General features: G+C 71.7%; 20 protein-coding genes. 15 read left to right on the top strand and 5 right to left on the bottom strand.

All coding sequences use genetic code 11. The annotated features are described in order from the left end of the window. Together ACTWLT_RS25970 and ACTWLT_RS25965 are read left to right on the top strand one after the other, a co-directional pair. Positions 1 to 2,476, top strand: a 2,476-nt coding sequence (locus tag ACTWLT_RS25970) for an ATP-binding protein (RefSeq protein ID WP_445320597.1), incomplete at its 5' end; no start/stop codon positions are given. Continuing rightward, a complete protein-coding gene (locus ACTWLT_RS25965; protein WP_445320596.1) occupies positions 2,473 to 3,027 on the top strand; it encodes a response regulator in 555 nt (184 codons plus the stop codon). The genes ACTWLT_RS25970 and ACTWLT_RS25965, both read left to right, overlap by 4 nt. 29 nt (positions 3,028 to 3,056) lie before the next feature. Here ACTWLT_RS25965 and ACTWLT_RS25960 read toward each other — a convergent pair whose 3' ends face one another. After that, positions 3,057 to 3,392 (bottom strand): STAS domain-containing protein, encoded by a 336-nt coding sequence (locus ACTWLT_RS25960; protein ID WP_007454492.1) that lies wholly within the window; start codon positions 3,390 to 3,392, stop codon positions 3,057 to 3,059. A 154-nt stretch (positions 3,393 to 3,546) separates the two neighbouring features. Here ACTWLT_RS25960 and hemL point away from each other — a divergent pair, with 154 nt between their 5' ends. Genes hemL through ccsB form a run of 6 tightly spaced genes read left to right on the top strand, consistent with a single transcriptional unit; the run spans position 3,547 to position 9,563 of the window. Then, positions 3,547 to 4,884: a glutamate-1-semialdehyde 2,1-aminomutase gene (gene hemL, locus ACTWLT_RS25955; protein WP_445320595.1), complete on the top strand. Its 1,338-nt coding sequence runs from the start codon at positions 3,547 to 3,549 to the stop codon at positions 4,882 to 4,884. Between the two features lie 6 nt (positions 4,885 to 4,890). Continuing rightward, a complete protein-coding gene (locus ACTWLT_RS25950; protein ID WP_252416249.1) occupies positions 4,891 to 5,538 on the top strand; it encodes a histidine phosphatase family protein in 648 nt (215 codons plus the stop codon). After that, entirely contained in the window at positions 5,538 to 6,104 is a 567-nt protein-coding gene (locus ACTWLT_RS25945) for a TlpA family protein disulfide reductase (protein WP_445320594.1), read from the top strand. Before ACTWLT_RS25950 ends, ACTWLT_RS25945 begins: the two co-directional genes overlap by 1 nt. Then, positions 6,104 to 6,928 (top strand): cytochrome c biogenesis CcdA family protein, encoded by an 825-nt coding sequence (locus tag ACTWLT_RS25940; protein WP_252416247.1) that lies wholly within the window; start codon positions 6,104 to 6,106, stop codon positions 6,926 to 6,928. Before ACTWLT_RS25945 ends, ACTWLT_RS25940 begins: the two co-directional genes overlap by 1 nt. Further along, positions 6,928 to 8,583, top strand: a complete 1,656-nt coding sequence (resB, locus tag ACTWLT_RS25935) for a cytochrome c biogenesis protein ResB (protein ID WP_445320593.1) — start codon at positions 6,928 to 6,930, stop codon at positions 8,581 to 8,583. The genes ACTWLT_RS25940 and resB overlap by 1 nt, the downstream gene beginning before the upstream one ends. Then, positions 8,583 to 9,563, top strand: coding sequence for a c-type cytochrome biogenesis protein CcsB (ccsB, locus tag ACTWLT_RS25930; protein WP_445320592.1), 981 nt, complete (start codon positions 8,583 to 8,585; stop codon positions 9,561 to 9,563). Before resB ends, ccsB begins: the two co-directional genes overlap by 1 nt. A 20-nt stretch (positions 9,564 to 9,583) precedes the next feature. Here the strand turns inward: ccsB and ACTWLT_RS25925 are convergent, their stop codons facing one another. Continuing rightward, positions 9,584 to 10,060, bottom strand: coding sequence for a MarR family winged helix-turn-helix transcriptional regulator (locus tag ACTWLT_RS25925; RefSeq protein ID WP_445320591.1), 477 nt, complete (start codon positions 10,058 to 10,060; stop codon positions 9,584 to 9,586). Between the two features lie 103 nt (positions 10,061 to 10,163). On the opposite strand from ACTWLT_RS25925, the gene ACTWLT_RS25920 reads away from it, so the two are divergent. From ACTWLT_RS25920 to mqnP, 3 genes are all read left to right on the top strand, one after another. Further along, positions 10,164 to 10,715, top strand: coding sequence for a carboxymuconolactone decarboxylase family protein (locus tag ACTWLT_RS25920; protein WP_445320590.1), 552 nt, complete (start codon positions 10,164 to 10,166; stop codon positions 10,713 to 10,715). Positions 10,716 to 10,791: 76 nt separating this feature from the next. Beyond that, positions 10,792 to 12,252, top strand: coding sequence for a menaquinone biosynthesis decarboxylase (locus tag ACTWLT_RS25915; protein WP_445320589.1), 1,461 nt, complete (start codon positions 10,792 to 10,794; stop codon positions 12,250 to 12,252). Continuing rightward, entirely contained in the window at positions 12,252 to 13,163 is a 912-nt protein-coding gene (gene mqnP / locus ACTWLT_RS25910) for a menaquinone biosynthesis prenyltransferase MqnP (protein WP_445320588.1), read from the top strand. The genes ACTWLT_RS25915 and mqnP overlap by 1 nt, the downstream gene beginning before the upstream one ends. A gap of 38 nt (positions 13,164 to 13,201) precedes the next feature. Here mqnP and ACTWLT_RS25905 read toward each other — a convergent pair whose 3' ends face one another. Then, positions 13,202 to 14,191, bottom strand: coding sequence for a terpene synthase family protein (locus tag ACTWLT_RS25905; protein ID WP_445320587.1), 990 nt, complete (start codon positions 14,189 to 14,191; stop codon positions 13,202 to 13,204). Between the two features lie 153 nt (positions 14,192 to 14,344). On the opposite strand from ACTWLT_RS25905, the gene ACTWLT_RS25900 reads away from it, so the two are divergent. Further along, positions 14,345 to 14,974 (top strand): UbiX family flavin prenyltransferase, encoded by a 630-nt coding sequence (locus ACTWLT_RS25900; RefSeq protein ID WP_445320586.1) that lies wholly within the window; start codon positions 14,345 to 14,347, stop codon positions 14,972 to 14,974. A gap of 100 nt (positions 14,975 to 15,074) precedes the next feature. On the opposite strand, the gene ACTWLT_RS25895 is transcribed toward ACTWLT_RS25900, so the two are convergent. Further along, positions 15,075 to 15,341, bottom strand: coding sequence for a BldC family transcriptional regulator (locus ACTWLT_RS25895; RefSeq protein ID WP_007454516.1), 267 nt, complete (start codon positions 15,339 to 15,341; stop codon positions 15,075 to 15,077). 269 nt (positions 15,342 to 15,610) lie between these two features. Between ACTWLT_RS25895 and ACTWLT_RS25890 the strand changes: the two genes are divergently transcribed. From ACTWLT_RS25890 to cds1, 3 genes are all read left to right on the top strand, one after another. Then, positions 15,611 to 16,069 carry an Lrp/AsnC family transcriptional regulator gene (locus tag ACTWLT_RS25890; RefSeq protein ID WP_252416237.1) on the top strand — a complete coding sequence of 153 codons (459 nt, stop codon included), beginning with the start codon at positions 15,611 to 15,613 and terminating at the stop codon, positions 16,067 to 16,069. An 87-nt stretch (positions 16,070 to 16,156) separates the two neighbouring features. Further along, positions 16,157 to 16,987 (top strand): SDR family oxidoreductase, encoded by an 831-nt coding sequence (locus ACTWLT_RS25885; RefSeq protein WP_445320585.1) that lies wholly within the window; start codon positions 16,157 to 16,159, stop codon positions 16,985 to 16,987. 23 nt (positions 16,988 to 17,010) lie between these two features. Further along, positions 17,011 to 18,102, top strand: a complete 1,092-nt coding sequence (gene cds1 / locus ACTWLT_RS25880; RefSeq protein WP_252416235.1) for an L-cysteine desulfhydrase Cds1 — start codon at positions 17,011 to 17,013, stop codon at positions 18,100 to 18,102. A gap of 7 nt (positions 18,103 to 18,109) precedes the next feature. Here cds1 and ACTWLT_RS25875 read toward each other — a convergent pair whose 3' ends face one another. Further along, positions 18,110 to 18,730, bottom strand: coding sequence for a putative glycolipid-binding domain-containing protein (locus ACTWLT_RS25875; protein ID WP_445320600.1), 621 nt, complete (start codon positions 18,728 to 18,730; stop codon positions 18,110 to 18,112). Positions 18,731 to 18,784 lie beyond the last annotated feature (54 nt).

The raw sequence follows: 18,784 nt of genomic DNA, 5'->3' as shown, positions 1-18,784 counted from the left end.
CGGCAGTGAGGGCAAGCTCGGCGGTCAGGCGCAGGTGAAGGGCGTCTCCGGCACGTGGCGGGACCTGACCGACAACGTGAACTCGATGGCGTCGAACCTGACCAGCCAGGTCCGCAACATCGCCTCGGTGACCACCGCCGTGGCGAAGGGCGACCTCAGCCAGAAGATCACGGTGGACGCGCAGGGCGAGATCCTGGAGCTGAAGTCGACGGTCAACACGATGGTCGACCAGTTGTCGTCGTTCGCCGACGAGGTCACGCGGGTGGCCCGCGAGGTCGGCATCGAGGGCAAGCTCGGCGGTCAGGCGCAGGTGAAGGGCGTCTCCGGCACCTGGCGCGACCTCACCGAGAACGTCAACCAGCTCGCCTCGACCCTGACCACCCAGCTGCGGGCCATCGCGCAGGTGTCCACCTCGGTGACCCGCGGCGACCTGACCCAGCGCATCGCGGTCAAGGCGCAGGGTGAGGTCGCCGAGCTGAAGGACAACATCAACCAGATGATCGTCACCCTCCGGGAGACGACCAAGAAGAACGCCGAGCAGGGCTGGCTGGACTCCAACCTGGCCCGGATCGGCGGCCTGTTGCAGGGCCAGCGGGACCTGGGCGAGGTCTGCCGCATGATCATGACCGAGGTGACCCCGCTGGTCGACGCCCAGCTCGGTGCCTTCTTCCTGGCCGACGACGCCGACGGCAGCATGCGGCTGCGGTTGACCTCCTCCTACGGGTACGTGGCCCGGGGCCACGACGTCACCTTCGGCCCCGGTGAGGGGCTGGTCGGGCAGACGGCGCTCTCGCGCCGGACGATCCGGGTCAGCGCCTCCCCGAACAGCCGCCTCACCCTGCGCTCCGGTCTGGCCGAGACGCCCCCGTCGGACCTGGTGGTGCTCCCCGTGCTGTTCGAGGGGGAGCTGCTCGGGGTGATCGAGTTCGCGAGCGTGGCGGCGTTCTCCGAGCTTCACCTGTCGTTCCTGGAGCGGCTGGTGCTCACCATCGGCGTCGCCGTCAACACCATCCAGGCCAACCGGCGTACGGAGGAGCTGCTGGCCCAGTCGCAGCGGCTGGCGCACGAGCTCCAGGAGCAGTCGGCGGAGTTGCAGCGCACCAACGCCGAGCTGGAGGAGAAGGCCACCCTGCTCTCCGAGCAGAAGGGCAACATCGAGACGAAGAACCGGGAGATCGAGCTGGCCCGCCTCGGCCTGGAGGAGAAGGCGCAGCAGCTCACCCGGGCCTCGGCGTACAAGTCGGAGTTCCTGGCGAACATGAGCCACGAGCTGCGGACGCCGCTGAACTCGCTGCTGCTGCTGGCCCGACTGCTGGCCGAGAACTCGGAGCAGAACCTCAACCCGAAGCAGATCGAGTTCGCCCGCACCATCCACAGCGCCGGCTCTGACCTGCTGTCGTTGATCGACGACATCCTGGACCTGTCCAAGATCGAGGCGGGCCGGATGGACGTCGAGCCGACCGAGATCCGGTTCGCGGAGATCCGCGGCTACGTCGAGCAGGCGTTCGCCCCGCAGGCCGAGGAGAAGTCCCTGGACTTCCAGGTACGGGTGAGCAAGGACCTGCCGCCGGCGCTCGTCACCGACGCGCAGCGGTTGCAGCAGATCCTGCGCAACCTGCTCTCCAACGCGGTGAAGTTCACCGACAACGGCGCGGTGACGCTGCGGATCGCCCCGGCGGCGGAGAACGCGGTCTTCGACGTGCCAGCGCTGACCAACGCCCAGCAGGTCATCGCGTTCACCGTGATCGACACCGGGATCGGCATCTCCGACGACAAGTTGTCGATCATCTTCGAGGCGTTCCAGCAGGCGGACGGGACCACCAGCCGCCGCTACGGCGGCACCGGCCTGGGCCTGTCGATCAGCCGTGACCTGGCTCGGTTGATCGGGGGCACCATCACCGTGTCGTCGGCGCCCGGGCAGGGTTCGACGTTCACCCTGTTCGTGCCGCAGGTGCTGGCCCCGGACGCCGTGGTCGCGCCCCAGTCGCCGTCCCCGCAGCGCGCCGGCCTGCCGTCGTCGCTGCTGATGCCGCCGCTGGAGCTGCTGCCCGAGCGGCCGGAGGCGCCCGCCACCCGTCAGCTGGACGGGGCCACGGTGCTGATCGTGGACGACGACGTGCGTAACGTCTTCGCCCTGACCAGCGCGCTGGAGCTGCACGGGATGACCGTGCTGTACTCGGACAACGGAGCGGACGGTGTCCGCCTGCTGGCCGAGCACCCGGAGGTGGACATCGTGTTGATGGACGCCATGATGCCGGACCAGGACGGGTATGAGACCACCCGTCAGATTCGCCGCAACCACCGGTTCGCCGACCTGCCGATCGTCTTCCTGACCGCGAAGGCGATGCCGGGCGACCGCGAGTCCGCACTCGCGGCCGGGGGCAGCGACTACATCACCAAGCCGGTCGACCTGGACGACCTGATCGAGCTGATGTCGTCCTGGATCAGCGGCAGCCGGACTGAGGAGACCTCGTGACCCAGATGGCCAAGGCGCTGCTCGTCGACGACCGGCGGGAGAATCTGATGGCCCTGGAGGCGATCCTCCAAGGCCTGCCCGTCCAGTCCGTGGCGGTGGAGAGCGGCGAGGCGGCGCTCAAGCAGTTGCTGGTGGACGACTTCGCGGTGATCCTGCTGGACGCGCAGATGCCGGACATGGACGGCTTCGAGACGGCCAGCCACATCAAGCGCCGGGAGCGGACCCGGCACGTGCCGATCATCTTCCTCACCGCCGCCGACCGCGACGCCCAGCTCGCCCTGCGCGGCTACCAGGTGGGGGCGGTGGACTACCTGACCAAACCGTTCGACCCGTGGGTGCTGCGGGCCAAGGTGTCGGTCTTCGTCGAGCTGTGGGTGAAGACCCGGCAGCTGGCCGCCCAGTCGGACCTGGTCCGGGAGCGCGACACGCAGTGGCGGCGGCTCACCGACGCGGTCGACGAGGCGACGACCCTGCTCCGGTCCGACGAGCCGGAGGCCCGGGACCGGGCGGTGCGACTGCTCGAACAGGCCCGCTGGGGCAACACCGCCTGACCCTCGGCCTGGCCCCTGGCCGGCCGGGGTCAGCCCGTGGGTTGGTCGTTGCGGATCATCAGGGCGCTGCGGAGGCCCGTGATGTCGAGGACGCGGATCAGGAAATCGCCCACGTGGGTCAACATCAGGAGGCTCTGGGCGTGGCTGGCCTTGCGGCTGAGGACGACCAGGGTGCCGAGGCCCTGCGAGTCGCAGAAGGTGACACCGCCCAGGTCGAGCACGATTCGCGGGGGCGGGTCGGCCAGCACCTCGTTGACGACGGTGGAGAGCTGCGCGGCCGTGAGCATGTCGATCTCACCAGCCAGGCGCAGCACTGCTTCGTCGCCCGTCCGGTGTAGCGTGATGGACAGTTCGGCACGATCCACCCGGTCAGCCTAGCGCGATCCGGACGGCCCGGCCTGTCGAGGCTGTGAGCCGCGCGTCGGCGCCGGTGCCGGGCACCGGAGGCGGGTGAGCCGGGTAACCCTGGTCCGGGGTGGCTGCGGCCTGGCCGTCCGGCGCTGACACAATGGCGGCATCGTGACCGACACCTTCTCTGCCGGATCTGGCCGCTACCCGGCCGACGCGCCGGCCTCCGAGGCCCTGTTCGACCGCGCCCGCGCCATCGTGCCGGGCGGGGTGAACTCCCCCGTGCGTGCCTTCCAGGCGGTCGGCGGCACCCCACGCTTCATGGTCCGCGGGGAGGGTCCGTGGCTGCATGACGCCGACGGCCGCCGCTATGTCGACCTGGTCTGCTCGTGGGGTCCGCTGATCCTCGGGCACGCCCACCCCGAGGTCGTGGAGGCGGTGCAGGCTGCCGCCGCCCGGGGCACCAGCTTCGGCACCCCCACCCCCGGTGAGGTGGAGCTGGCCGCCGAGATCGTCGACCGGACCCCGGTGGAGCAGGTCCGGCTGGTCAACTCCGGCACCGAGGCGACCATGTCGGCGGTCCGGCTGGCCCGTGGCTTCACCGGCCGCTCAAAGATCGTCAAGTTCTCCGGCTGCTACCACGGCCACGTCGACGCGCTGCTCGCCTCCGCCGGGTCCGGCGTGGCCACCCTGGGCCTGCCCGACTCGCCCGGCGTCACCGGCGCGGCGGCCAGCGAGACCATCGTGCTGCCCTACAACGACATCAGGGCGGTCGAGGAGGCCTTCGCCGCCGAGGGCCAGCACATCGCCGCGGTGATCGCCGAGGCCGCCGCCGGCAACATGGGCGTGGTCGCCCCGCGTGACGGCTTCAACCAGCAGCTCGCCCGGATCGCGCACGCGCACGGCGCGCTGCTCGTGGTGGACGAGGTGATGACCGGGTTCCGGGTCTCCCGCGCCGGCTGGCACGGCCTCGACGCCTCCGACGCCGACCTGTGGACGTACGGCAAGGTCATGGGTGGTGGGCTTCCGGCCGCCGCTTTCGGCGGGCGCGCCGAGATCATGGCCCGGCTCGCCCCGGCCGGCCCGGTCTACCAGGCCGGCACGCTCTCCGGTAACCCGCTCGCCTGCGCCGCCGGCCTGGCCACCCTGCGGCTGGCCGACGACGCGCTGTACCGCCGCCTCGACGAGACGGCCGCCGTCGTGGGCAAGCTCGCCTCGGACGCGCTCGGCGCCGCCGGGGTGCCGCACCGGCTGTCGTACGCGGGCAGCATGTTCTCGATCTTCTTCACCGACGCCGACGTGGTCGACTACGACAGCGCCCGCACCCAGCAGGTGCCGGCGTTCAAGGCGTTCTTCCACGCGATGCTCGCCGCCGGCGTGTACCTGCCGCCGAGCGCGTTCGAGTCGTGGTTCGTGTCGGCGGCGATCGACGACGCCGCTCTGGAACAGATCGCCGCCGCCCTGCCGACGGCGGCGAACGCGGCGGCAGCGGCGGGTCACGGGGGGTAACAAGCGGTGAGCAAGACGGTGGTCCACGTGCTCCGGCACGGCGAGGTGCACAACCCCGACCAGATCCTCTACGGCCGGCTGCCCGGTTTCCGCCTCTCTGAGCTGGGCGTGCAGATGGCCAAGGCCGCCGCCGAAGGGCTGGCCGAGCGGGAGATCGTGCACGTGGTGGCCAGCCCGCTGGAGCGTGCCCAGCAGACCGCCGAGCCGATCGCCGCCCAGTTCGGGCTGCCGGTCGGGGTGGACGAGCGGCTCATCGAGAGCGCCAACTGGTTCGAGGGCAAGAAGGTGTCCCCGGGTGACGGGTCGTTCCGCGACCCGCGCAACTGGTGGGTGCTGCGCGACCCGGTGACCCCGTCGTGGGGCGAGGCGTACCAGGCCATCGCCGAGCGCATGTTCGCCGCCGTGCACGCCGCCCGGGTCGCCGCCGAGGGGCGCGAGGCCGTGCTGGTCTCGCATCAGCTGCCGATCTGGACGCTGCGCCGCTACGTCGAGCGCAAGCGGCTCTGGCACGACCCGCGCAAGCGGCAGTGCGGCCTGGCCAGCCTCACCTCGTTCCACTTCGACGGCGCCAAGGTGGTCGGCATCGGCTACAGCGAGCCGGCCGCGCACCTGATCGCCCTCTCCGCGACCGCCCGGACGGCCAAGGGGGCCTGATGAACGCCCGGAGGTGGACCGCCGGCCTGCTCGCCACCGTCGCCGCGGTGGCGCTGGTCGGCTGCACGTCGCAGGGCCGGGAGAAGACCTGCACGACCACCTCCGAGGGGATCATCGAGTGCGCGCCGGACCAGCGTTCGGCACCGCCCAGGATCAGCGGTGATCTGCTGACCGGCGGCACGTACGACGTCAGCCAGGCCCGCGGCCAGGTGGTGGTGCTCAACTTCTGGGGCTCCTGGTGCGCGCCCTGCCGTGCCGAGGCGGACGACCTGGAGGGCGTCTACCAGGCCACCAGGGCATCCGGCGTGACCTTCCTCGGCATCAACGTCCAGGACCAGCGGGACAAGGCCAAGGCGTTCGAGGAGGGCCGGGTCACGTACCCGAGCCTGTTCGACCCGTCCAGCCGGCTGGCACTCGACCTGGACATCCCGCCCAACAGCATTCCGGCGACCGTGGTGCTCGACCGGGAGGGCCGGATCGCCACGGTGATCCGGGCCGCGGTCAAGCAGGAGGGTCTGCAACCGATCGTCGAGCGGGTCGCCGCCGAGAAACCGGCGTCCCGCTGATGGGTGAGACCTTCAAGGAGCTGGCCCTGAGCGGGCCGCTGCTGCTCGCCATCGGCGCGGCGGCGCTCGCCGGCCTGGTCAGCTTCCTCTCTCCGTGCGTGCTCCCGCTCGTCCCCGGCTACCTCTCGTACGTGACCGGGCTTGCCGGCGCCGACCTGGAGGGCCGCCGGCCGGCCGCCGACCCGGCGCCGGTCGAGGCCGCCGGCGGTGTGGCGGTACGGGAGCGGGTCGCGCGGGCGGGCGCGGTCAAGGGGCGGGTTCTCGCCGGGACGCTGCTCTTCATCGGCGGCTTCACCGTCGTCTTCGTCGCGACCGCGATCCTGTTCGCCAGCATCGGCCGGGTCTTCTTCGAGTACGAGCGGCAGCTGGAGATCGTGATCGGGGCGCTGATCATCGTCCTCGGGCTGGGCTATCTCGGGCTGATCCCAGCCCTGCAACGGGAGTTCCGGATCTCCCGCCTGCCGTCGGCCGGGCTGCTCGGCGCACCGGTCTTCGGGGCGGTCTTCGCGCTCAGCTGGGTGCCCTGCACCGGCCCCACGCTCGGCGCGGTGATGGGCATGGCGACCGCGAGCGGCCAGAGTGACCGCGCCGTCGTGCTCGCCGTGGCGTACTGCCTGGGGCTGGGGATACCGTTCATCGTCTTCGGGCTGGGCTTCCAGCGCCTGCTCGGAGTCTTCCGCGCCGTCCGGCGCAACAGCCGCTGGGTCACCCGGGTCGGCGGTGCCCTGCTCATCCTGATCGGCCTCGCGCTGGTCACCGGCGGATGGCAGAGCTTCGTGATCTGGTTGCAGACCACCGTCGGGGTGGGCGAGGTGAGCATCTGATGACGGTCCTGGACGACCGGCCGGAGACCGCGGCCCCGGCGCCCCGGCGCCGGCCCAACCGGCTGCTGGCCCTGCTGCGCAACTCGTGGCGGCAGCTGACCAGCATGCGTACGGCGCTGATCCTGCTGTTCCTGCTCGCGGTCGCCGCCATCCCCGGCTCGGTGCTGCCGCAGCGCGGAATCAGCCCGGAGAAGGTCAACGAGTACTTCGTCGACCACCCGGACCTGGCCCCTCGGCTTGATCGGATCGGCGCGTTCGAGGTCTTCGGCTCGGTCTGGTTCTCCGCGATCTACCTGCTGCTGTTCACCTCCCTGATCGGCTGCATCACGCCCCGGCTGCGCGACCACGCGCGGGCGTTGCGGTCCCGGCCGCCGGTCGCGCCGAAGCGGCTGCAGCGGCTGCCGCAGCACGCGGTGCTGCCCGCCCCGGCCGGCGGCGCGGCGGCGGTCGCCGAGGTGCTGCGCAAGCGGCGCTGGCGGGTCGAGGTGCGCGGCGACGAGGTCTCCGCCGAGAAGGGTTACCTCAAGGAGACCGGCAACCTGCTGTTCCACACCTCGCTGATCGCCGTGCTGATCGGTGTCGCGCTCGGCTCGTGGTACGGCTGGAGCGGCAACCGGCTGCTGGTGGCGGGCGCGGACAACGCGTTCTGCAACACCCGGCAGCAGTACGCCGAGGCGAAGCTCGGCCCTCGGGTGGACAGCGAGGACCTGCCCCGCTTCTGCCTGCGGCTGGACGACTTCCAGGCCCGGTTCCTGGCCACCGGCCAGCCGGAGTTCTTCAACGCCCGGGTGACCGTCGACGGCCCCGACGAACCGACCCGCAGCGCGGACTTCTCGGTGAACTCCCCGCTGCGGCTCGCCGACGCGAGCGTCTATCTGCTCGGCCACGGGTACGCCCCGGTCATCCGCTACACCGACCGGTTCGGCCGCAGCCAGGTCAGCGACGAGCCGTTCCTGACCACCGGGGACAGCGGTCTGACCAGCGAGGGGCTGGCGGCCTTCCCGGACGCGAACGTCGACCCGGCCACCGGGCGGCGTGCGCCGGACGAGCAGATGGCGTTCACCGGCATCTACCTGCCCACGGCACCCCAGCAGGCGCCGTTCGCCCGCTCGGAGTACCCGACCGAGCGCAACCCGGCGCTGAACCTGGTCGCCTACCGCGGCAACCTCGGCCTGGACGCGGGCATCCCCGGCTCGATCTACCAGCTCGACCAGCGGCAGGTGCGGACCGGCAAGGTCAAGGAGGTCGGCACCAAGCTGCTCCGCAAGGGCGAGACCTGGACGCTGGACGACGGCAGCAAGGTCGAGTTCCTCGGCACCGAGCGGTACGTCACCCTCTCCGTCCGGCACGACCCCGGTTCGACGATCCTGCTGGTCAGCTGCGGGTTCCTGCTGGTCGGGCTGATGGGTTCGCTGTTCGGGCGGCGCCGCCGGGTGTTCTTCCGGGTGATGCCGGCCGACCCCGCGGAAGGATCTCCGACGGGCGGTAGTAGCTTGATGGAGGTCGGTGGGCTGCCGCGTACCGACTATCCAGGGTTCGCCGACGAGTTCGCCCAGATCGTGGCCGCGGTCAGCGGTGATGAACGGGCGACGGATCGCGCCGACACCGGTGCTGACTCCAGCGACCGGGCCGGCGTGCGAGAAGGAGCCGAGTGATGTCCGCGCTCTCCGACAATCTGGTGTCCTTGGCGATCCTGGCGTACCTGGTCGCGATGATCAGCCACGCGGTGGAGTACGCGCTGGGCAACGCCCGTACCCGCGTCGCCGCGGCTCCCGTACGCGAGCTGGTGGGCGCCGGGGTCGGCGGAGGTGGCGCTTCCGTCCCGACGCCGCCCGCACCGGTCCCGCCGTCGGGCGCGGCCGAGCGCTCGGCGCGGCGTGCCCGGCTCGCCGGTCTGGTCGCGGTGGGCGCCACCGCGCTCGCCGCCGTGCTGCACCTCGCGGCGCTGGTCACGCGCGGCATCGCCGCAGACCGGATGCCCTGGGGCAACATGTACGAGTTCGTGCTCACGGTGACGTTCATCGGGGTCGCGGCCTGGCTCGTGGTGCTCTGGAAGCGGCCCTCGCTGCGCAAGCTCGGGCTGTTCCTCACCCTGGTGATGGTGCTGCTGGTGGCCACCGCCGAGCTGGTGCTGTACGTGCCGATCGTGCCGCTGGTGCCGGCGCTGAACTCGTACTGGTTCGTCATCCACGTCTCGACGATCGTGTTCGCGTCCGGCATCTTCCTGCTCGGCGCGGTGCCGGCGGTCGGGTTCCTGATGCGCGCCGGGTACGAGCAGGGCAAGCGGAGCTTCCCGTACACCCTGGCCAAGCGGCTGCCGGCGGCGGTCAGCCTGGAGCGGCTGACCTTCGCGCTGCACGCCTTCGCCTTCCCGATCTTCACCTTCGCGGTGATCGCCGGGGCGATCTGGGCCGAGGCGGCGTGGGGCCGGCCGTGGGGGTGGGACCCGAAGGAGACCTGGGCGTTCATCTCCTGGGTGGTCTACGCGGGCTACCTGCACGCGCGGGCCACACCCAGTGTCAAGCGCAACGTGGCGACCTGGCTGGCGGTGCTGGGCTTCCTCACCATGCTGATGAACCTGTTCGGCGTGAACATCTTCTTCACCGGCCTGCACTCGTACGGCGGCCTGGACTGACCTCTGCGGTCGGGGTGCGGTCAGCCTCCGAACCAGCCGGGCACGTCGAGCCGGAACCAGTTGACGGCGGCCATCGTCCGCAGGTCGTCCTCCAGCGCGTCGACCCGCTCCGGGCCGAGGGTCTCGGCCCACCGCTCGCGTAGCCGGTCGAAGATCTCCGCCGAACGGCGTAACCCGTCGACACCGCGCGGGGTCATCATGACCAGCCGACGGCGGGCGTCGCGGGGGTCGTCGACCCGCGAGAGGTAGCCGACGGCGACCAGCCGGTCGATCGTCTTGCCGGCCGCCTGTTTGGAGATGCCCAACCGCTGACCCAGCTCGGTGGCGGTGGTGCCGTCCGCCCCGACGGCCTGGAGCACGAAGCCGTGCAGCGGTCGCAGCTCCGGATGCCCCTGCCGGGCCAGCTCGGCGTGCAGGTCGTCGATCAGCGTCCGGAAGCCGGCGAGCAGCAGCAGCGGCAGGTGGAAACCGGGCCGGGCGGGATCAGTGGTTGCCATGTTCGACAACCACGTTTACTATTTCGTCAACCACGTTGACTATCGTACGGGATCCTTCTCCGGCGACGTGGCCCCCCACCGACCCCTCTGAGAGCAGGTAACCGTGTCCGTATTCACCGCGCACACCGCCGAGACCGCGCCCGCCGCCGCCCGTCCCACCATCGAGGCGGTACGCCGTCGGTTCGGCTGGCTGCCCGCCCCGGTGGCGCTGATGGCGGAGTCGCCGCAACTGCTCGCCGGCTTCCTCACCGCCAACGCGGGCTTCGAGCAGACCGCCCTCGACCCGTTGGAACGGGAGGTGGTCGTGCTCGCCGTCGCCACCACCAACGAGTGCCACGTCTGCGTCGCCCTGCACACCGGCACCCTCACCCGCCTCGGCGCGACCACCGAGCTGATCGCCGCGCTGCGCGCCGGCACCGCCCTGCCCGAGCCACGGCTGGAGGCACTGCGCCGGTTCACCCTCGCCGTGCTCGACCACCGGGGTGCGGTGCCCGACGACGAGTTGAACGACTTCCTGGCCGCCGGCTACCAGCCCCGGCACGCGCTGGACGTGGTGCTCGGCGTCGGCACGTACACCATCTCCACCTTCGCCAACCGGCTCACCCGCGCGCCGCTCGACCCACCGCTGGCCGCCCACGCCTGGACGCCCGCCTGACCCGTGAGCCCTTCCGGACACACGTCACAGCACCCGGCTTGGTCCGCGACGGACCCGGTGCGGGAGACTGGCGGACATGGCGGCTCGTGGCTTCCCGTACACCGATCTCAAGGACTTCCTCGCGGCGCTGGAGCGCGCGGGGGAGTTGCGCCGGGTCAACGTCCCGGTCGACCCCACCCTGGAGATCAGCGAGGTGGTCACCCGGACGGTGCGGGCCGGTGGGCCGGCGCTGCTCTTCGAGCGTCCGACCCGGGGCGAGATGCCGGTGGCGATCAACCTCTTCGGCACCGAGAAGCGGATGGCGATGGCGCTCGGGGTGGAGAACCTCGACGAGATCGGCGCGCGGATCGGCGAGATGCTCAAGCCGGAGCTGCCGCAGGGCTTCTCGGGCATGATGGGCGGGCTCGGCAAGGTCATGCAGCTCAAGTCCATGCCGCCGAAGAAGGTCAAGACGGCCCCCTGCCAGCAGGTGGTCTACCGCGGCGACGACGTCGACCTCAACCGGTTGCCCGGGCTGCAGGTCTGGCCGGGCGACGGGGGGATCTTCCACAACTTCGGGCTGACCCACACCAAGCACCCGGAGACCGGCAAGCGCAACCTCGGGCTCTACCGGCTCCAGCAGCACTCGCACAACACCATCGGCATGCACTGGCAGATCCACAAGAACTCCACGGCGCACCACGCGGTCGCTGAGCGGCTCGGGCAGCGGCTGCCGGTGGCGATCGCGATCGGTGCCGACCCCGCGGTCGCCTACTCGGCCAGCGCGCCGCTGCCGGCCGACATCGACGAGTACCTCTTCGCCGGCTTCCTGAGGGGCGAGCGGGTCGAGATGGTCGACTGCCTGACCGTGCCGCTACAGGTGCCGGCGCACGCGCAGATCGTCCTGGAGGGCTACATCGAGCCGGGCGAGCGACTGCCGGAGGGCCCGTTCGGCGACCACACCGGCTTCTACACGCCGGTCGAGCCGTTCCCGGTGATGCACATCGAGTGCATGACCATGCAGCGCGACCCGGTCTACCACTCGATCGTCACGTCCCAGCCGCCGCAGGAGGACCACGGCCTCGGCAAGGCCACCGAGCGGATCTTCGCGCCGTTGCTGCGCTTCCTGATCCCGGACATCGTCGACTACAACCTGCCGGCCGCCGGGGTCTTCCACAACTGCGCGATCGTGTCGATCCGTAAGCGCTACCCGAAGCACGCCCAGAAGGTGATGAACGCGATCTGGGGCGCGCACATGATGTCGCTGACCAAGCTGATCGTGATCGTCGACGAGGACTGCGACGTCCACGACTACAACGAGGTAGCCTTCCGCGCCTTCGGCAATGTCGACTACGCACGCGACCTGCTGCTCACCGAGGGCCCGGTGGACCATCTCGACCACGCGTCCTACCAGCAGTTCTGGGGCGGCAAGGCGGGCGTCGACGCGACCCGCAAGCTGCCCGCCGAGGGCTACACCCGAGGCTGGCCGGAGCCGATGACCATGTCGCCGGAGGTCACCTCCCTGGTCGACAAGCGCTGGAAGGAGTACGGCATCTGATGGCGGTCCTCGACGCCCCGGCCGAACGACCGGGCCGGATCAAGTCCTTCCTCAAGCTCGTCGCGATCGAGCACTCGGTCTTCGCGCTGCCCTTCGCGTACCTGTCGGCGCTCACCGCCATGCAGGTCGACGGCGGCCACGTCCGCTGGCTCGACCTGCTGCTGATCACCGTGGCGATGGTCGGGGCGCGGACGTTCGCCATGGCCGCCAACCGGATCCTCGACCGGCGGATCGACGCGCGGAACCCGCGTACCGCAGGCCGGGAGCTGGTGACCGGCGCGGTGAGCGTGCGGACGGCCTGGACGGGCGCGGCCGTCGCGCTGGTGGTCTTCCTCGCCGCCGCCGCCCTGCTCAACCCGCTCTGCCTGGTGCTGGCGCCGCTGGCCGTGGTGCCGCTGGTGGTCTACCCGTACGGCAAGCGGTTCACCAACTGGCCGCACGCCATCCTCGCGGTGGCCCAGGCGGTCGGCCCGGTCGGCGCCTGGCTGGCCGTCACCGGCACCCTGGACGGCTCCTGGCCTGCCTGGCTGCTGGGTGCGGCGGTCGGGCTGTGGATCGGCGGCTTCGACCTGATCTACGCGTGCCAGGACTCCGAGATCGACCAGGAGATCGGTGTGCACAGCGTGCCCGCCCGGTACGGCCGGCGCTTCGCGCTGCACGCCTCCACCGTGGCGCACGTGGTGACGTTCGGGCTCTTCGTGTGGTTCGGCGCGCTGGTCGGTTTCGGCTGGCTCTGGTGGGTCGGCCTGGCACTGACCGCGGTCGCGTTCGGTTACCAGCACCTGGTGGTCACCCCGACCGACCTGAGCAAGGTCAACCGGGCGTTCTTCACCGCCAACGGCTTCGTCGGCATCGCGCTGTTCGTCTTCGCGCTGCTCGACCTGGTGATCCGGCTCGACCTGAGGCCCTGACCGGTCCGCGTCGCCGACCCCGACCAGCCCCTGGCGGGTCAGGGCCGGGACGTGCCGGCGGGCTCGGGACGCGCGGTGGGGTAGCGCCCGCTCTCCATCGTCCACTCGATCGTGCCGCGCACCGCGCCGGCCACCCCGTCGAGAAGGTCGGTGACGGCCTCGTCCAGCGCCGGGCCGAACGACGGCACCGCGGCCCGCAGCTCGACGAAGTGCCGCATCGACTCCCGCCAGCGCTCCGCCACCCGGTCGACCGCCTCCGCCGACGAGAGGCCCCACTCGTCCTGCATGGCCAGGACCAGGTTGTGCCCGCCCGCGGTGGCCCGGTCCCGATCCAGCGAGGCCAGGTCGTTGTACCAGGAGAGCAGGTCGTTGCCGGTGTGGGCGATCTGGCGCAGCAGCGGATGGTGATAGACCGTGTCGGGCAGCGGACGGCCGCTGACGAACTCCACCAGCGGGTACGACACGTCCGCCGCCGAGGTGGCCCGGCGCAGCTCGACGTACTCGGTGACGCCGGGTCGGTGGCCGGCCTCCTTGTTGGCCGCCTCCCGCCGGGTGCCGTCGAGATGCCGGGCCACCGCGTCGGCGAAGCGCAACCGCCACCGGGCCGGCATCCGGCGGCGCGGCTCCCGCCAGGCCAGCACGAGCAACCGCCGCAGCGGACCGGTCAACCCGGCGTGCCGTGCCCGGGGGCCGTCGTGCAGCAGCGCCAGCGCGCCGTCGCGTAGCGCCCGGATCTGGTCGGGGGCGAGCCGACCCGGCCCGTCGCAGGCGTCGTCGACCAGGAAGAACCAGGTGAACAGGGCGGTCAGCACCCGCAGGTCGGCCTCGCTGGCGCCCGGGTAGAGGCGGCCGGCGTACCGGGCGAAGCCTCCCCGTGCCAGCCGCTGCAGCGCGGCGTCGTCCAACGGCAGGCCCAGCTCGGGCAGCAGGCCGAGCAGCCACTCCTGCACCCGGTCGGCGTGCGGCGAGAGCCGGGCCGGAATCGGACACTCGGCGCGCAGCGTCCAGAGGACCTCGCCGGTCGTCACCGATGCCTCCTGTGCGAACTGCTCCCGGTGCGAATCGCCCCCGGAAGCATCTCAGGTCGACGGGATGCGCAGGTACCCGGCGGACATCTCGGGCGGAGGCCGATCCCGGGGGTGCCCACCGGCGCACGCGCCCCACCAGGCAGGCTGGGAGGCATGCGGGAACCATGGGTGGTCGGAGTCTCCGGGGCCTCCGGCACGCCGTACGCGGCGGCCGTCATCGGCGGGATGCTCGACGCGGGCGAGGCGGTGGACCTGATCGTGTCCCGGGCGGCGCGACTCACGGTGCTCGACGAGACCGGGCGGCCGTTCCGCGACGCGCACTGGGCCGAGGACCTCGCCGCCTGGCTCGGGCGGGACCTGGCCGGCGCGGACCTCCGGCACTGGCCGGCGGGCGACCTGGCCGCCGGGCCGAGCAGCGGCTCCTACCGGGTACGCGGAATGGCCGTGGTGCCCGCCAGCACGGCGGCCTGCGCGGGTATCTCCATCGGGCTCTCCAAGGACCTGCTGCAGCGCGCCGCCGAGGTCAACCTCAAGGAACGCCGGCCGGTCGTGGTGGTCCCCCGGGAGACGCCCGTGACCCGTAGCCACCTGGAGCACCTGATCGCACTGCACGACGCCGGGGCGGTGGTGCTGCCCGCCAGCCCCGGCTTCTACGGCGCGGGCGCGGCGGCCAGTGCCCAGCAGTTGGTCGACTTCGTGGCCGGCAAGGTGCTGGACGCGCTCGGCGTCCCGCACACCCTGTTCCGGCGGTGGTCCGGCCAGCTCGGCGCGGCCCGGAGCTGAGCGGTCCGCTCAGCCCGCCCGGCCCTGCCGCCTGGCGGCCGTTCTCAGTGGGACGCGGACCGGACTGATGCCCGGTCCGCGTAGCGTTGTCCGCACCAGTTCAGTACATGCCGGCGTTGGCCGGACCCGGCCCGGTGGAGGCGGCCGGTCCCACATTGCGTGGCTTTCCGACCTCGTCCACCTCGTCCAGCATGCCCTCCCCCTCAAGCAGGGCCCGCACCTCGGATTCCCGAAACCGGCGATGCCCGCCTGGAGTCCGGATGCTTCCTATCCGGCCGGCCGCCGCCCATCTCGTCACAGTCTTCGGGTCCACCCGAAACAGCGCGGCGACCTCACCCGGTGTCAGCAGGCGATCTCCAGTGTCCACAGCCCCCTCCTCGCGTCGACGAAGCCCCTGGCTGAACACACTGCCCCCGGCTGGTGCGAGCCCAGAGCCGTCATGAGGGACGTATGGCAATTACAGCACCAGGGACCTGGCGTGTCCGCCAAACGCGAAAAACGCACTGAGTGGGAAGTTAGTAAATGGTACTGGCGCAACCCCTACCTTGACTGTCTGTTTGTGAACAGTTACTCACTGCTGTGTGCAACGGATGCCGAAGGCATCGCGTTACGCCCAACCGGTTAAGGTCACTCTCCGTGGACGCCATCGACCTGAACCTCGTCGACCTGCTGCGCGGCAACGCCCGCCTCTCGTACGCCGAGTTGGCCCGGCAGGTGGGCCTCTCGGCCCCCGCCGTCCACGAGCGGGTCGGCAAGCTGGAGAGCAGCGGTGTGATCCGCGGTTATCGCGCCGACGTGGCGCCGGAGCCCATCGGGCTCGGCGTCACCGCGCTGATCGGCATCGTCGAGGACTCGGACGCGGACACCGACGACATGCTCGAGTCGCTCCGGGTGCTGCCCGAGATCGAGTCCTGCTACTTCATGGCCGGGGTGGAGTCGTTCCTGCTCAAGGCGCGGGTCGGCACGATCGCCGAGTTGGAGCAGCTCATCGTGCGGCTGAACCGGACACCCGGGGTGGCCTCCACCCGCACCGCCATCGCGCTCTCCACGAAGTGGGAGAACCGCCCCCAGCCCGTCGGCCCGCAGCCCGCCTGAACCGGCGTACCCGCGGATCCGGCCCTCGCCGACGCCACGGCCGGTCGCCCCTGGTGCGCCTCCGCCCGCCGGCGGTAGCGTGCGCCGATGACCTCGCCGGGACGTGGAACGGCCGTGGTGACCGGGGCCGCCGGCGGCCTGGGCCGCGCCGTCGCCGCCGCACTGCACGCCGACGGCTGGTCGGTGTTGCTCACCGACCTCGACCCGGACGCGGCGGCGTCCGCCGCCGCGTCGCTGGGCGGCTGGTCCGCCGCGCTGGACGTCCGGGACGAGGACGCCTGCGCCGAGATCGCCGCGACCGCCGCGAGCCGGGGCACCCTCGGCCTCTGGGTCAACAACGCCGGCATCCTGGTCACCGGCCCGGCCTGGGAGCACGACGGACCGACCCGGCGCCGGGTGCTCGACGTGAACACGCTCGGCGCGATGAACGGCACCCTGGCCGCGCTCGCGGTCATGCGCGGACAGGGCCACGGCCACGTGCTCAACGTCGTCTCGCTGGCCGGGCTGGTCGCCGCGCCCGGCGAGACGGTGTACGCGGCCAGCAAGCACGCGCTGCTGGCGTTCAGCCTCGGCACCCTGTCCGACCTGCGGATGGCCGGGTACCGGCGGGTGCACGTCTCCTGCCTCTGCCCGGACGGCATCTGGACACCGATGCTGCACGACCGGCTGGACGACCCGGGGGCGCTGGCCTCGTTCACCGGGTCGATGCTGACCCCGCAGCGGGTGGCCGCCCGGGCGGTCCGCCTGGCCCGCCGACCACGTCCGGTGGTCAGCATGCCCCGCTGGCGGGGAGCGCAGGTCCGGCTGCTGGACACCCTGCCCCGGCTGGCCGTCGGGATGACCCCGATCGTCCAAGCCGTCGGCCGGGCCGGGCAGCGCCGGCAACGACGCCGGGCGACGCCGCCGGACCGTGGCTGACCGCTGCTTGTTAGGTTTCCGGCGTGACTCATCTCGACCGCTGCGACGAGGCCAGCCGGACCTGGGTGACCGAGGCGATCGCCGCCGTCGAGGCGGACGCGAACCGCTCGGCCGACACCCACCTGCTGCCGTTCCCGCTGCCCCGGGCATGGGGGATCGACCTCTACCTCAAGGACGAGTCGGTGCACCCGACCGGCTCGCTGAAGCACCGCCTCGCCCGCTCGCTGTTCCTCTACGGGCTCTGCAACGGCTGGATCGGGCCCCGCACCACCATCGTCGAGGCGTCCTCCGGTTCCACGGCGGTCTCCGAGGCGTACTTCGCCCGGATGCTCGGGCTGCCGTTCATCGCGGTGATGCCCGCCTCCACCTCGCCCGAGAAGATCGCGCAGATCGAGTTCCAGGGCGGCCGGTGCCACCTGGTCGACGACCCCGCGACCGTGGTTGTCGAGGCCCGCTGGCTGGCCGAGGACTCCGGCGGCCACTTCATGGACCAGTTCACCTACGCGGAGCGGGCCACCGACTGGCGGGGCAACAACAACATCGCCGAGTCGATCTACGCACAGCTGGAGCTGGAGCGGCACCCGATCCCCACCTGGGTCGTGGTGGGCGCCGGCACCGGAGGCACCAGCGCCACCATCGGCCGGTACGCCCGGTACCGCCGGCTGGCCACCAAGCTCTGCGTGGTGGACCCGGAGAACTCCGCGTTCTATCCGGCCTGGCTGGCCGCCGACTGGTCGGTACGCACCGGGAAGGGGTCCCGGATCGAGGGGATCGGCCGTCCCACCGTCGAGGCGTCCTTCCTGCCGTCGGTGGTGGACCGGATGGTCCAGGTGCCGGACGCCGCGTCGCTCGCCGCCATGCGGGCCGGCTCGGCGGTGCTCGGCCGTCGGGTGGGCGGCTCCACGGGCACCAACCTGTGGGGTGCGTTCGGTCTGATCGCCGGAATGCTCGCCGAGGGCCGGGCCGGCTCGGTGGTCACCCTGATCTGCGACGCCGGCGACCGGTATGCCGACACGTACTACGACGACGACTGGGTGAGCGCCCAGGGCCTCGACCTCGCGCCGCACCTGGCCACGGTCGAACGGTTCCTGGGCAGCGGCGCCTGGCCCGCCTGAGCCCGCTTCAGCGCGGGTCGATGCGCTCGGCCAGCCCGGGGTAGCGCACCACGTAGCCGTCGGCGTCCAGGTCGATGTCGGCGGTGAAGGTGCCGCTGGCGAACCGCACCCGCCCCGGCCCGAGCCCGGTGTAGATCTGCTCGGCCGGTACCACCTCCAGACCCGGCAGCAGCACCCAGGCGACGGTGATCCGGCGCGGCATGTCGGCCGGCTCGGCGGGCAGCCCGAGTCGGTGGACCGGGAGGGCGTTGAACAGCGGCGACCCGCTCAAGTCCACGTCGAGCGCGTCGGCCAGCCTGTCCGGGTCGTCGGTGCCCGGCAGGCCCGCCCGGGGGTGACCGGCCGCGGTCAGCGCCCTGTCGAGGTCGCCCTGCTCGGCGGTCGTCACCCGCCACCGGCCCGTCGCCCGTTCCAACGTCACCCTGCGCAGCCAGCCCGACCCCTCGACCTCGACCTCGACCCGGGCCGTGGTCCAGTCCGGCGCGGTGGTCAGCTGGTAGCGGGCGGTCCAGGGGATCGGGTCCACGGCGAGCAGGGTGCCCCGCGCCACCAGACCGTGGCCGTCGTCGAACAGGACCTGCTCGCTGCCGGCGGTGTCCGTCCGGGACCAGAAGATCGACTTCGGCATGGTCGCCATGAGCCGGACGTTACGCGACCGGGCCGACATCGGCAGGGCATGCGC

The sequence above is a fragment of the Micromonospora yongxingensis genome, from assembly GCF_052601155.1.
This window is presented reverse-complemented; position numbering and strand designations above follow the sequence as displayed.

What these genes read in the sequence shown, in the direction of transcription:
- ccsB (WP_445320592.1), top strand. Translation starts at nt 8,583, where the DNA reads ATGTCCGCGCTCTCCGACAATCTGGTGTCCTTGGCGATCCTGGCGTAC.
- mqnP (WP_445320588.1), top strand. Translation starts at nt 12,252, where the DNA reads ATGGCGGTCCTCGACGCCCCGGCCGAACGACCGGGCCGGATCAAGTCC.
- resB (WP_445320593.1), top strand. Translation starts at nt 6,928, where the DNA reads ATGACGGTCCTGGACGACCGGCCGGAGACCGCGGCCCCGGCGCCCCGG.
- ACTWLT_RS25925 (WP_445320591.1), bottom strand. Translation starts at nt 10,060, where the DNA reads ATGGCAACCACTGATCCCGCCCGGCCCGGTTTCCACCTGCCGCTGCTG.
- ACTWLT_RS25915 (WP_445320589.1), top strand. Translation starts at nt 10,792, where the DNA reads ATGGCGGCTCGTGGCTTCCCGTACACCGATCTCAAGGACTTCCTCGCG.
- ACTWLT_RS25945 (WP_445320594.1), top strand. Translation starts at nt 5,538, where the DNA reads ATGAACGCCCGGAGGTGGACCGCCGGCCTGCTCGCCACCGTCGCCGCG.
- ACTWLT_RS25875 (WP_445320600.1), bottom strand. Translation starts at nt 18,730, where the DNA reads ATGCCGAAGTCGATCTTCTGGTCCCGGACGGACACCGCCGGCAGCGAG.
- ACTWLT_RS25900 (WP_445320586.1), top strand. Translation starts at nt 14,345, where the DNA reads ATGCGGGAACCATGGGTGGTCGGAGTCTCCGGGGCCTCCGGCACGCCG.
- ACTWLT_RS25885 (WP_445320585.1), top strand. Translation starts at nt 16,157, where the DNA reads ATGACCTCGCCGGGACGTGGAACGGCCGTGGTGACCGGGGCCGCCGGC.
- ACTWLT_RS25940 (WP_252416247.1), top strand. Translation starts at nt 6,104, where the DNA reads ATGGGTGAGACCTTCAAGGAGCTGGCCCTGAGCGGGCCGCTGCTGCTC.